The organism is Geomonas anaerohicana, from assembly GCF_016458305.1.
GTDB lineage: Bacteria > Desulfobacterota > Desulfuromonadia > Geobacterales > Geobacteraceae > Geomonas > Geomonas anaerohicana.
This window is the reverse complement of the sequence record NZ_JAEMHL010000007.1, coordinates 157,014-169,524: the sequence shown is the minus strand read 5'-3', so window position 1 is coordinate 169,524 and position 12,511 is coordinate 157,014. Positions and strand designations below refer to the sequence as shown.

Below are 12,511 nucleotides of genomic sequence, written 5' to 3'. Positions count from 1 at the left end.
GGCCATGAAAATACCCTACGCCACCAAGACTTCGTCGCTGCTCTCCGGGATGACCCTGGCCCTGATGCTCTCCACCGGAGAACACCTCACCGGCCCGGTAAGCGCCCTCTGCACCATAACCGGCGCCATCTGGTTCCCGGTCTCCATTGCGGTCTTCGTGCACGGCAAGCAGAGCATCGAGTACAAGATTCAGTCCCTGCGCGGGGAGCGCCCCTACATCGACATCCCCAAGGACATCACGCCGCGGGCGCTGGTCTGGTTCGCCTCGACACTGGCCACCGCGTGGCTGCTCAGCCTGTTCTACCAGCACCCCTAGACGCGAAAAGGGGAGTTCAGTATGAACTCCCCTTCCCCTTAACTGTCTTCGTTTTGCCGTGCTCTCCCTCACAGCTCGGTGGTCTGCTCCGAGTCCGACTCCAGTGCGCTCCTGATCGCCTTGATCATCTCGACCGGCGAGAAAGGTTTCTGGATCAGGTGGAAATCCTCCTTCGCCTGCAGGTGGTCCGGCCGGTAACCGCTCATAAAAACCGCCTTAGCCTTCGGGTTCACCTTCTTGATCTCCTTGAAGCAGCTGATGCCGTCCTTGCGCGGCATCACCACGTCCAGGACCACCAGGTGGATGGGACCGTTCTCAGTATATTTCTCGATGGCATCCTGTCCGTCTTCGGCGGTAATGACCTTGTAACCGTAGCTGGCCAGAAAGTCGGACAGCATCTCGCGGAGCTGCTTCTCGTCATCCACGATCAGGATGGTCTCCGACCCCTGGTAACTGTTGTTGATCTTGTTCATCATGATCTCCATGCTACTGATCCAATCTATCTTGGAACCCTCGTTCCTCAGCCGATCAGGCGTGTTGATCTTCAGAATGAATTCCGTCTCGTAGATAATGCTGGAAGCGGAAGTGTTGAGGGCACTGGCGAGGGCGAAGATGGAAACCAGGCTTGGCTGCTGCTTCCCCCCTTCGATATTGGAGATGAACTTGCGATCCAGGCAACTGGACATGGACAGCTTGTCCTGGGAGAGGTTGCGCTCCCGCCTCAATCTGCGGATCACAATGCCAAAAGCTTCTTCAATAGTCATCAATCATCCTCCACGTGGGAAGCTTTTATAGCAAATTTTCATATAAATTGCTGTAGACAATTACCCCCACGAATTAGAGTCTGTTTGATGACATACCGCTGCCCGATCAGCGGCAGTAACAGGCCCATTCCGGATCGTCCCCGCAACATATGATTAAGTATCGGTCGCCGTGACAAAAGGATTGAGCGCAAGTTCAAATCTAACAGAGCGTCTCTGCCTACCTCAGAGCCCATCGTCTATATCTAAAGTAATAGATAATTATGCCCCCCAGTATATTCAATTCTTTGAAACTCTGGCGTATCACTAGACCATCTACTACCAGCGACTATGCCTGCGGGTTTCGGACGTGACTATATGAAAACTTTCGCTGAAAGAAACTCGGTCCGGTTCAAAGGGGAGATCCCGCTGGAGATCAAGCAGGGCATGGGTATCACCCGCGATTTCAGCGCCTGCGGCCTCTACTTTTTCACCGACCAGCAGGTCTCTTTGGGAGAGAGCCTGGAACTGGTGATGCTGCTGGAGCACCAGAACCAGGGGCAAAAGGTGCGGCTGCGCTGCCAGGCAGACGTGGTGCGGGTCGAGCATGAGGCCGACCGGTTCGGCATCGCCGTCGCCATAACCAAACATCTGGTAGACGCAGCGGGAGATGCTGCCGCTAGCTTAACCGTCTGAACAACCTTTTGCACTGATGCGCACGTCGATACTACTGAGGAGGAGGACCAGGACATGAGAAGAGAACTACTTTCCGTGATGGTTTGGTTGCTGATGGCATCGCCCGTACTGGCTGCACCACCGGCTTGCAACGTCGAGCCGCACATTTCCCCAGATAACCAGAGCGTTGACGAGAAGTCTGCCAGCGGCGTCCCCACCCTGGTGAAGCTGAACGGGCAGCCGTCCAAGGACGCCGCGACCTACCTCTGGGAACAGACTGCAGGCCCGGCCGTGACCCTGAACGATCCCAGAGCCGCACAGCCGACCTTCTCCGCCCCCGAGGTCGGCCCCTCCGGCGCCACCCTCACCTTCAAGCTCACGGTCACCGGCTGTTCTCCCCTGCAGACTAGGAGCCTCACCACCAACGTGAACGTCGCCAACGTGGTCACCAACCGTGCGCCGGTGGCGTCTGCGACCTACGCGCCGAGCCAGGTGTACGAAGGGACCACGGTCACCCTCGACGGCAGCTCCTCTTCCGATCCTGACGGCAATCCCCTGACCTACACGTGGTCCCAGTTGACGGGCCCCGCTGTGACCTTGACGGCGGACGGCGCCAAGGCGACCTTTACCGCACCCGCCCAGGTTCCTTTCCCCGACGGCGCCTCGCTCAGCTTCCATCTGATCGTTTCCGACGGCTCCCTGTCCAGCAGCACCGACCAGATCGTCAACGTGCTCTGGGTCAACGACCCTCCCAAGGCCGCCCTCTCCTGCCCCGAGACGGTGAACGAAGGGGCACAGATCACCCTCAACGGCTCCGGTTCCTCTGACAGCGACAACGGCATCGCAAGCTACAACTGGAGCCAGTCGCTGGGCACACCCAACGCCACCCTGCCCAGCTACGACCAGGCGACCGCCAAGACCTTGAGCTTCGCAGCGCCGTATCTCGACTCCGTCAACGACACCATGACCTTCAAGCTCCTGGTCACCGATGCCGGCGCCCTCACCGACAGCAAGCAGTGTTCCGTGAAGGTGCTCGACATTACCGCGCCGGTGCTGTCCAACCTCCCCTCGGATATCACCGCCGAAGCGACCTCCGCTGCCGGCGCCGAGGTCGGCTTCACGCTGCCGGGCGCCAAGGACAACGTCGACGGCGACCTCACCGTCGCCTGCACCCCCGGCTCCGGCACCTTGTTCCCGCTGGGCACCTCCACCGTCACTTGCAGCGTTTCCGACGCGGCCAAGAACGCCGCCAGCGGCAACTTCTCCATCAAGGTTCAGGACACGACTGCACCGGCGGTGACCGCTCCCGCCGCAGTCGTGGCCGAGGCCACCGCGCCGCGGTCGCCGGTCGCCATCGGCACCGCCACCGCAACCGACGCCGTCGGGGTCAAGGAAATCACCAGCGACGCCCCCCTCCTGTACCCGGTCGGCACCACCGTGGTCACCTGGTCCGCCAGCGATGCGGCCGGCAACGCAGGCCACGCCAAGCAGTCCGTCACCGTGCAGGATACCACCGCACCGGTGGTAACCGCCCCCGCGGCGGTCCTCGTCGAGGCGACCGCGCCACTCTCCCCGGTCACCATCGGCACAGCCACCGCGACAGACGCCGTCGGCGTGAAAGAGATCACCAGTGACGCACCCGCGCTGTACCCGGTCGGCACCACCGAGGTCGTATGGACCGCAAGCGACGAGGCCGGCAACAAAGGTTCTGCCAAACAGTCCATCACCGTACAGGATACCACCGCGCCAGTGGTGACCGCTCCGGCCGCCATTGTGGTCGAGGCGACCGCCCCCAACTCCCCGGTCGCCCTCGGCACCGCCACCGCAACCGATGCCGTCGGGGTCAAGGAGATCACCAGCGACGCCCCCCTCCTGTACCCGGTCGGCACCACCGTGGTCATCTGGTCCGCCAGCGATGCGGCCGGCAACGTAGGCCATGCCAAGCAGTCCGTCACCGTGCAGGATACCACCGCCCCGGTGGTAAGCGCCCCCGCGGCGGTCCTCGTCGAGGCGACCGCGCCACTCTCCCCGGTCACCATCGGCACAGCCACCGCGACCGACGCCGTCGGCGTGAAAGAGATCACCAGTGACGCACCCGCGCTGTACCCGGTCGGCACCACCGAGGTCGTATGGACCGCAAGCGACGAGGCCGGCAACAAAGGTACTGCCAAACAGTCCATCACCGTACAGGATACCACCGCGCCAGTGGTGACCGCTCCGGCCGCCATTGTGGTCGAGGCGACCGCCCCGAACTCCCCGGTCGCCATCGGCACCGCCACCGCAACCGACGCCGTCGGGGTCAAGGAGATCACCAGCGACGCCCCCCTCCTGTACCCGGTCGGCACCACCGTGGTTACTTGGTCCGCCAGTGATGCGGCCGGCAACACCGGGAAGGCCAAGCAGTCCGTCACCGTGCAGGACACCACCGCACCCGCCTTGACAGCCCCCGCGGCAGTAGTGGTCGAGGCGACCGCGCCGCAGTCGCCGGTCAGCATCGGCACAGCCACCGCAACCGACGCCGTCGGGGTGAAGAGCCTCACCAACGACGCACCCGCCCTCTACCCGGTGGGGACCACCGTGGTCACCTGGACTGCGCGCGACGAAGCCGGCAACACGAGCACCGCGAAGCAGTCGGTAACGGTTAAGGACACCACCGCACCGGTAGTGACTCCGCCTGCAGCAGTTACCATTGAGGCCACCGGCCCCAGCACCAGCATTGCCTTTGCGACAGCCGGCAGCGGCGCCGCCACGGCCAGCGACGCGGTAGGCGTTACCAGCCTGACCAGCGACGCGCCTGCCTCTTTCCCGATCGGGACTACCGTTGTGACCTGGACTGCCAAGGATGCCGCTGGCAACACCGGCACCGCTACCCAGTCCATCACCGTGAAGGACACCACGGCACCGAAACTCGACGGCGTGCCCAAGGGGCTCACCTTGATCATCGGACAGTCCGCGACGTATGCGCCGACCGCGACGGACCTGGTCGATGGCAGCGTCCCGGTCACCTGCTCCCCGGCCTCAGGCAGCAGTCTCCCCCTCGGCACCACCACTGTCACCTGCAGCGCCAAAGACGCTCACGGCAACACCTCCAGCGCGAAGTTCGACGTGAACGTGCAGTACGGCTTCAACGGCCTCTTGGCTCCGTACGATGCCAACAAGGCCTACAAGATCAAGAGCGCCATTCCGCTCAAGTGGCAGTTCACCAACAGCACCGGGACCGTCCTCGTGAGCGCCGGTGCCCGGCCCGCCGTCACCATCTACCAGGTCAGCAACGGCGTCGACTCCCCTGATGCGATCACCCTTGACGATGCAGGGGCAAGCGGTCTCCAGTACGACAGCCTGACCAACACCTGGCAGTTCAACTGGAAGACCACCGGTCTCTCCGCCGGCGTGTACAACGTCTACATCGAGAGCAACCTCACCGGCCAGAAGACCGGCCCCTTCCCGATCAAGCTCGCGAAGTAAGCAAGGCCAGCATCAGAACAAAAGGAGGCGGGGAATTCCCCGCCTCCTTTTGTTGTTGTAGCAGCAGCACGTGATACCCTCTCGTCGCCAACCTTTTCCATCCGATGGAGCGATGAACAATTTTTTTTCACTGGAGGCGTTGCGGAATTCGGAGGAGCCCGGTATAGTGATGACGCCAACGCATTAGTGCACACCAATCTTCCAACGCGGGAGGTATCCATGTTACATCTAAAGTTCGACCTTGCAGGCAGACCAGCTGTCTTCCTCGGTAACTGCAAAAGATACTACACCGGATTGAGCGGCCTGGCCTTGTACCGGAACATAACCGACCAGGGCATCGCCCTCGGTCGAGTAAAAGAATTGCTCGACGACGCAGACCAGAAGTACAACGCTGCCGTCAATTACGACCGGGTGGCTATCGTGTTACGTAATAAGGCGTTCAAGGAGCTGATCGACATCTTCAAAAAGATCGCCGCTTATCTCCAGGTAATTGCCACTGAAGACGACATTCCGGCGCTGATGCAGGCGGGCCTGGAAGTGGTAACCCCTTACACCAGGAAGAGGAAATCTCCTTCGCCGGCATAAAGTTGACCAGAAAGCATGAGCAACAAATAAATACGTCGACTCGTTCCCTCGAGGGTGGAAGCACGGTGACCACTTCGAGGGAATTTTTTTTATTTCCGTTAGTCTCCCGCCAAGTTACGCTCTATTCCCCATCTGCTTTATCCCCGCAAGCAGCATGCATCAAAAGCATATCACCCAACCATGACCGGTATGCCCTCAAGGTTAACGGCATGCCCCCCATCCGTGATCGGCATACCACCCATACATGATCGGTATGCCACCCATACATGATCGGTATGCCACTCATGCATGGTCGGTATGCCACCTATCCATGGTCGGTATTCCACTCATGCATGGTCGGTATGCCACCTATCCATGGTCGGTATGCCATCCATGCATGGTCGGTATGCCATCCATGCATGGTCGGTATGCCACCCATCCATGGTCGGTATGCCATCCATGCATGGTCGGTATGCCACCCATCCATGGTCGGTATGCCACTCATGGATGGTCGGTATGCCACCCATCCATGGTCGGTATGCCACTCATCCATGGTCGGTATGCCACCCATCCATGGTCGGTATGCCACCCATCCATGGTCGGTATGCCACTCATGCATGGTCGGTATGCCACCCATCCATGGTCGGTATGCCATCCATGCATGGTCGGTATGCCATCAAGGTCTCACGGCATGCCACAAAAGCTTCTTACCGCAGTCCCTGCGCCAGTGGCTGGTGGTGGACGATGTGGAGGGTCTTGCAGGCACGTGTGATGGCGACGTACAGAAGGTTCCGGTCGGGACCGGTCTGGCGGTAGTCGTAGGAACTGGGGTTGTAGAGGATGACGTTGGTGAACTCGACACCTTTGATGGCGTGGGCATGGATGACCTGAACGCCGGGGGCAAAGGAGACCTCTCCCTCCGCGTGCAGACCGGGCACGCTAGCGAGCGCAGCGTGGAGCGCTTTGACATCAGCCTTCTTCTTGCAGATGACCCCGGTAAGCGAGGTGGGCGCCGCCTGCTCAAGTCCCTCCACGAGCTCCCGAATCTTGGTCATGGACTGAGCGGCATTGCTGGTGGGGTGGAACTCGACCACACCGGAATGGGCCTTGGTGGTGTCGGCGCTGCGCCCGCTCACCTGGGCGGCCAGATCGACGATCTCTTTCGGGCAGCGATAGGAGACGGTCAAATTCTCCTTCTCGAGTCCCTGTGAATGGAGCTGGGCCATGACACTGGAGAACCCTTGCGAGTCGAGGAAACTGAGGATCTGCTGCTTTTCATCGGCACAGATGGTAATGCTGCGCGCCGCAGAGGTGGCGGCCACGATGGTGCGCAGTTCCAGTGACGAGAGATCCTGTGCCTCATCGACCACGATGTGGTCGTAGGCGTTGAGGGCCCCGATGACCACGGCGCCGGCCGGGCGCCGCAGTTGGGCCAGGCGGAGCAGGATGCTCACATCGGAGAACGAGACCGTCCGCTCCTTCGCCGCGAACTTCCTCTGGGCCACCTGCTGGAACTCGGCACCGGAATCCGTGCAGAGGGCCGCGACGACGTAGTCCTGCATGAGGAAGCGCCACAGGTCGGTCAACGGCTCGATCTTGGTCGTTTCCTTCACGTACTTCGCCAGCAGGGCCGGAACCCGGCTGCTCTTCTTCTGCGCGCCAAAGGGATCGTCGAAGACGGTCTTCAGCGAATGCACGCCGAGGGCGGCGAGCGCGGTCAGGGACCAGGCACTGTAGGTATCGACCCGGACCGGGCCAAGGAGAGTGTCGCTGCTCTGTTTGACGTAGTCGCGTAGGACGCGGTTGAACATGAGCACGATGCACCGCTCCGGGCGGTACTTCTCGGGCGCGTCGAACATGAGAAAGGAGAGCCGGTGCAGGGCGACCGTGGTCTTGCCTGCTCCCGCCGCGCCATTAATGACCACCACGCCGTCCCTGAGCTTGGTGATGGCCCGGAACTGTTCAGGGGAGATCAGTGCCGCGATGGAATCCACCATGCGGTGATCCTCGGCCCGCTCCTTGGTGTCGGCGGTGGACTCGACGGCACCGCCGTTCTTGTGCCAGGCGTCCCCGCGCAGCTCGTAGGTTTCCGAGGGAGTCTCGATGCGGTTCAGGGCCTTCCTGTTGATGGTCACCTTGTCCCGGCGGGTGATCACCCCTTCCCTCTCGACGCCGCGTATGGTGAGCTCGTACTCTTCGCCGATGTCGTACCCCTCGTAGAAGGGGCCGGTGATCTCCGCCTTTCTCCAGTCGATGATGACTACCCGCTGCCCGTCCATGAGCGTCTGGTTGCCGATCAGGTATTCCTTCTTGCCGATCCTGCGGTCGTTATCGTGGATGCCGAGGATGCCGAAGTAGGGAGAGGCCTGTTGGGTGAATTCGTGCAGGTATTTGCGCGGCGAGTGGTGCCCGTGCTCGATCAGTTTCTCCGCCAGGTCGTTCTTCTCGCGCCAGTCAACCGAAGCCAGGCGCTGCTGCTCCAACTCCTTCGTGTAAGCCTCGTGCCTCCCGATCGTCTGCAGGCGGTCGACCGCGTAGCGCTCGATCGCCTCATGCACGCGGCCCAGACGATCAATTTCCTGTTGTACAATTTCCATCAACTCCCCATATCCAAACATAAAAAAGCACCCACAGGAGCCCCCGTAAGTGCCTTGTACCTCAAGATATGCCAAGCCGTCCGTCCCGAAACGCTCAACGCGGACTAGATATACCCAGATCCATGCAATGTTTCAAGCACTTTCTTCTAGCGAACCACCAGTGTTTCTGCCGCAATCATCCGCCTCCCCCGGCCGAAAACCGAGCATATCCGATACCGCTCGAGGCATATCCGTGTCACTTTCCCCCACTTGTCGCGTCAAGACACGCGGCCATCGTAAAGTGATATACTGTCAGGGCATTCAAGACACTGTTACAGCCGGGTGCTTTCCGCGTGGAGATGTTCCTGACGGAGGGAAAATGAAGACCAGTTTGCTGCTGGTAGCCCTCGTACTGTATGGAACCCCTCTATTTGCGGAGCCCAGCCGCATCCTTTGTCAGCATTCGACGATCACCGTGCTTGCCGAAACAAAAGCTATGTCGGATGTCGTCTGTGAGGCCGTGCAAGTTGGGGGCACCTTTCTCAGATCGCTCGACTTGAACCTGCCCGACAACCTAACCATAAGGCTGTCCAGGAAATTGCCTAAAAACGGTCAGCATGGATCATTAGGATACTACAACGCAACCCACAACGAAATCCGGCTCCTGGATTACGAAGCAGCGTGTGATGCAGATAAGACGACGCCACTTTTCGGAATACCGATGACCCTGGCCATGTGGCGCAGCGTCGTAATCCATGAAATCACACATGCTGCTGCGCAAAATGAATTCACAACTGGGGTACCGACATGGGCCGCAAGTGAATACATTGCCTCCGTGGTTCAATTTTCAACACTTCCCGAAGCAGAGCAAGACAAGATAAAAGCCAATTACCCCGGGATATCAGGGTTTGCAAGCAGTGCAGAGATTTCGCTGATCTACTACATGCTGGACCCGGCCAAGTTCATATTGAATTCCTACTTGCACTTTTGCAGACAAGGCAACGGGTCAGGATTCATCCGCGAGTTGTTACTCAAGGGGTTGCCAGACGATTAGCTTTCTGCTGAAAGTTCCTTTTTCCTAGCATGGCCTGGTGTAAGCTGCATCCAATTTGACGAAGGAAAGGAGAGACGGTATGAGAAACCTTATGACAGCCGCGCTGGTCCTTTTAACAGCAGCCGTGTTAACGGCCATGGCCAGCCTAGGAGGCGCACCGGAGGGAGAGGTGCCCAAAACAGATGAGAACATCAAGGTACAAGTTACCGACCGCTCAGGAATGAAAGTCGAATTGACGAGGTTTTCAATGGACGGCAAGGTTTTTCTCGAGGGGAAACGAGGGGCCGGAGTCATGAGCGTCTACTTCCACGACCTGAGAGAAGTCGGCTTTGGCCCAGCCAGTGGCGATACGGTGCCGGCGGAGTTGCAGCTTAAATCCGGGCTTCGCCTCCAACTCGGCATTCGCACCGGCGCCGTCTTCTACGGAGACACGGGAGTCGGAGCCTATCAAATCTCTGCGCCCGACGTCAACCGGATCCATATTCACTAGATAAGCCCATGAAGCGAAGTGCCCCGTGAGGGGGAGAGATGCTAGTATTCTGCAACGGTCGCAGGTTACCTTGTCAACCAAAGGAGGTACCCATGAACGTGGAAATCCATGATGTAAGGATCGAGTATCCCGAAGGGTCCAACATAATCATAGGCCAGACACACTTTATAAAGACGGCCGAGGACCTGTACGAAGTCATTGCCACGGCAGTGCCGCAGGCACGCTTCGGAGTCGCCTTTACCGAAGCATCCGGTCCGTGCCTGATCAGGACTGAGGGGAACGATGAAGAACTGGTTCAGGGATGTGTACAGGTGCTCAAGGCCATCGGCGCCGGTCATGTTTTCTGCGTTCTGCTGCGCGATGCCTACCCCATAAACGTGCTCAACCAGATCAAAAACTGCCCGGAGGTGTGCCGGATTTACTGTGCCACGGCCAATCCGCTCCAGGTCGTCGTTGCCTCGACGCTTCAGGGGTGGGGTATCCTCGGGGTCATCGACGGGCTGCCGCCCAAAGGTGTGGAAACGGACGAGGACCGGCAGGAACGGCGCGACCTGCTGCGGCGTATAGGCTACAAGCGCTGAAGAATTCCGAGGCGTGGCGGATTAGCGGACAAACTCATGGGGGCGCATCCCGAAGGTGCACCTCAAACACGGGTGGATCATGAACGACACCAAGCAGGCCCTCCCCCCCGACACACAGATTTTATGGAAGATCGCACTGTTCATGTTCGTTGTCCTGCTAATTTCCTTATGGAACAGTACTTTCAACCTTAATGCCCCTCTGCGCCATCCAATCAACTACAGCCAGTTCATGGAGCAGCTTAGCGCGGGGAATATCAGGTCTGTAGTAATCAAGAAAGAAGCAGTGAGCGGCGAATTGCGCAACGAGGTGAGCCTCCCGCTGCAAGAGGCGGGAAAGCCCGCGCAGGTGAGATTTTTCAGGACAATACTTCCCTCCTTCCAGGGGGAGGGACTGCTTGTCCAGTTGCAGGAAAAAAAAGTCGCCATAAACATCGAATCCGCGGAACAAGGTCCGCTGCGGCAGACCGTGCTTGCACTGCTCCCCTGGCTGCTCATTATCGGTGTCTGGGTAGTGATCCTGAGAAGGAACCAGCAGATACAGGGGGGCGCCGGAGGGCTCTTTACCTTCGGCGCAAGCAAGGCCAGGCTCTATGACGTCAACAAGCCGAGCGTGACCTTCAATGATGTTGCCGGCATGGACACCGTTAAGCTCGAACTGAAGGAGACCATCGAGTTTCTCACGGACCCCTCCCGATTCGAAAGGATCGGGGCGAAGGTCCCCAAGGGAGTACTGCTGGTCGGCCCACCGGGGACCGGAAAGACCTTGATTGCCCGCGCTACGGCAGGTGAGGCGGCCGTCCCCTTTTACAGCATCAGTGCTTCCGAGTTTGTCGAGATGTTCGTCGGGGTCGGCGCCTCACGCGTCAGGGATATGTTCAAGAAGGCCAAAAGCACCCATCCGAGTATCATCTTCATCGACGAGATCGACGCGGTCGGCCGGACCCGTGGCACGGGACTCGGCGGCGGGCATGACGAGAGGGAACAGACCTTGAATCAGCTTTTGAGCGAAATGGACGGGTTCGACCCCCACGAGGAGGTTATCGTCATGGCTGCGACCAACCGGCCCGACGTTCTGGACCCTGCACTGCTCAGGCCGGGGAGGTTCGACCGCCATATCGTGATCGATCGGCCCGGTTGGCAGGAACGAAAGGCGATCCTGGAAATCCATGTACGCGGCAAGAAACTGGCGGCGGATGTGGATCTGGAAATCCTTGCCAAGGGGACGCCGGGGATGACCGGCGCGGACCTGGAGAACCTTGCCAACGAAGCAGCGCTGGTGGCCCTGAGGCAGGGGAAGGAGCAGGTGGACGCGCATGACTTCAGCGAAGCCAAGGACATCATCCTGATGGGGGCGGTCAAGGAGTTGACCATCAGCGACGAGGAAAAGCGGATAACCGCCTACCATGAGGCCGGCCACGCCCTCGTCGCCTGGGAACTGCCGGGCGCAGATCCGATCTACAAGGTCAGCATCATTCCTCGCGGCATGGCGATGGGGGTGACGCAACTCCTTCCAGGAGAAGATCGCCACTATTATCCCCGTTCCTACCTGATGAATCGCCTGAGCATCAGCCTAGCGGGGAGGGTTGCGGAAAAGATGGTGTATGCCGAGTTCAGCAGCGGAGCGCAAAATGACCTCAAAGACGCAACCGCGCTGGCCGAGAAGATGGTTGCGCAGTGGGGGATGAGTGACAAGGTCGGCCCGATGAACCTTGGCCGCGGTGAAGAACACCCCTTCCTCGGCAGAGAACTGTCCCTACCCAAACGCTACAGCGAGGAAATGGCCTGGGTCATGGACCAGGAGATCCAGCTGATCATAAGGGAAGCGGAGGCAACGGCGACCAGGATACTAAAAGACAGAAGGCATACCCTTGATGCCCTGGCAGGGGCGCTGTTGCAGGAAGAGGTTCTCGAAAAGGCGGATGTGGAGCGGATACTGCGGGACTCCTTCCCGCAGGCGAACCTGCTCGAGCATGGTCCGCCCTGCCACGATGGGACACGCCAATAAAAAAGGGTTTAGCTGTTACCAGCTAACCCCTGATTACTCAGCGGC

The 12,511-nt window shown here is 59.6% G+C and carries 10 protein-coding genes; 8 read left to right on the top strand and 2 right to left on the bottom strand.

Going from position 1 to position 12,511, the window contains the following annotated elements:
• Positions 1–4 precede the first annotated feature (4 nt).
• On the top strand, positions 5–316 hold the full coding sequence (locus tag JFN91_RS14330) for a hypothetical protein (protein WP_199389867.1): 312 nt from the start codon (positions 5–7) through the stop codon (positions 314–316).
• 68 nt (positions 317–384) lie between these two features.
• Here the strand turns inward: JFN91_RS14330 and JFN91_RS14325 are convergent, their stop codons facing one another.
• Positions 385–1,080, bottom strand: coding sequence for a helix-turn-helix domain-containing protein (locus tag JFN91_RS14325; RefSeq protein ID WP_199389866.1), 696 nt, complete (start codon positions 1,078–1,080; stop codon positions 385–387).
• Between the two features lie 354 nt (positions 1,081–1,434).
• On the opposite strand from JFN91_RS14325, the gene JFN91_RS14320 reads away from it, so the two are divergent.
• The 3 genes from JFN91_RS14320 (at position 1,435) to JFN91_RS14310 (ending at position 5,781) form a co-directional block, all read left to right on the top strand.
• Positions 1,435–1,752 carry a PilZ domain-containing protein gene (locus JFN91_RS14320; RefSeq protein ID WP_199389865.1) on the top strand — a complete coding sequence of 106 codons (318 nt, stop codon included), beginning with the start codon at positions 1,435–1,437 and terminating at the stop codon, positions 1,750–1,752.
• Between the two features lie 54 nt (positions 1,753–1,806).
• Entirely contained in the window at positions 1,807–5,196 is a 3,390-nt protein-coding gene (locus tag JFN91_RS14315) for an HYR domain-containing protein (RefSeq protein WP_199389864.1), read from the top strand.
• A 219-nt stretch (positions 5,197–5,415) separates the two neighbouring features.
• Positions 5,416–5,781 (top strand): hypothetical protein, encoded by a 366-nt coding sequence (locus JFN91_RS14310; protein ID WP_199389863.1) that lies wholly within the window; start codon positions 5,416–5,418, stop codon positions 5,779–5,781.
• A 686-nt stretch (positions 5,782–6,467) separates the two neighbouring features.
• Here JFN91_RS14310 and JFN91_RS14305 read toward each other — a convergent pair.
• Positions 6,468–8,357 carry a UvrD-helicase domain-containing protein gene (locus JFN91_RS14305; RefSeq protein WP_199389862.1) on the bottom strand — a complete coding sequence of 630 codons (1,890 nt, stop codon included), beginning with the start codon at positions 8,355–8,357 and terminating at the stop codon, positions 6,468–6,470.
• A gap of 358 nt (positions 8,358–8,715) precedes the next feature.
• Between JFN91_RS14305 and JFN91_RS14300 the strand changes: the two genes are divergently transcribed.
• The 4 genes from JFN91_RS14300 to ftsH all read left to right on the top strand — a co-directional run bounded on the left by JFN91_RS14300 (position 8,716) and on the right by ftsH (position 12,466).
• On the top strand, positions 8,716–9,390 hold the full coding sequence (locus JFN91_RS14300; RefSeq protein WP_199389861.1) for a DUF6639 family protein: 675 nt from the start codon (positions 8,716–8,718) through the stop codon (positions 9,388–9,390).
• 79 nt (positions 9,391–9,469) lie between these two features.
• Positions 9,470–9,880, top strand: coding sequence for a hypothetical protein (locus JFN91_RS14295; RefSeq protein ID WP_199389860.1), 411 nt, complete (start codon positions 9,470–9,472; stop codon positions 9,878–9,880).
• 92 nt (positions 9,881–9,972) lie between these two features.
• The gene (locus JFN91_RS14290) at positions 9,973–10,461 is read left to right on the top strand and encodes an adenosine-specific kinase (RefSeq protein WP_199389859.1); all 489 of its coding nucleotides are present in this window, start codon (positions 9,973–9,975) and stop codon (positions 10,459–10,461) included.
• 79 nt (positions 10,462–10,540) lie between these two features.
• Positions 10,541–12,466, top strand: a complete 1,926-nt coding sequence (gene ftsH / locus JFN91_RS14285; RefSeq protein ID WP_199389858.1) for an ATP-dependent zinc metalloprotease FtsH — start codon at positions 10,541–10,543, stop codon at positions 12,464–12,466.
• The last annotated feature ends 45 nt before the right edge of the window (positions 12,467–12,511 follow it).

What these genes read in the sequence shown, in the direction of transcription:
- JFN91_RS14310 (WP_199389863.1), top strand. Translation starts at nt 5,416, where the DNA reads ATGTTACATCTAAAGTTCGACCTTGCAGGCAGACCAGCTGTCTTCCTC.
- JFN91_RS14305 (WP_199389862.1), bottom strand. Translation starts at nt 8,357, where the DNA reads ATGGAAATTGTACAACAGGAAATTGATCGTCTGGGCCGCGTGCATGAG.
- JFN91_RS14295 (WP_199389860.1), top strand. Translation starts at nt 9,470, where the DNA reads ATGAGAAACCTTATGACAGCCGCGCTGGTCCTTTTAACAGCAGCCGTG.
- ftsH (WP_199389858.1), top strand. Translation starts at nt 10,541, where the DNA reads ATGAACGACACCAAGCAGGCCCTCCCCCCCGACACACAGATTTTATGG.
- JFN91_RS14315 (WP_199389864.1), top strand. Translation starts at nt 1,807, where the DNA reads ATGAGAAGAGAACTACTTTCCGTGATGGTTTGGTTGCTGATGGCATCG.
- JFN91_RS14330 (WP_199389867.1), top strand. Translation starts at nt 5, where the DNA reads ATGAAAATACCCTACGCCACCAAGACTTCGTCGCTGCTCTCCGGGATG.
- JFN91_RS14325 (WP_199389866.1), bottom strand. Translation starts at nt 1,080, where the DNA reads ATGACTATTGAAGAAGCTTTTGGCATTGTGATCCGCAGATTGAGGCGG.
- JFN91_RS14290 (WP_199389859.1), top strand. Translation starts at nt 9,973, where the DNA reads ATGAACGTGGAAATCCATGATGTAAGGATCGAGTATCCCGAAGGGTCC.
- JFN91_RS14320 (WP_199389865.1), top strand. Translation starts at nt 1,435, where the DNA reads ATGAAAACTTTCGCTGAAAGAAACTCGGTCCGGTTCAAAGGGGAGATC.
- JFN91_RS14300 (WP_199389861.1), top strand. Translation starts at nt 8,716, where the DNA reads ATGAAGACCAGTTTGCTGCTGGTAGCCCTCGTACTGTATGGAACCCCT.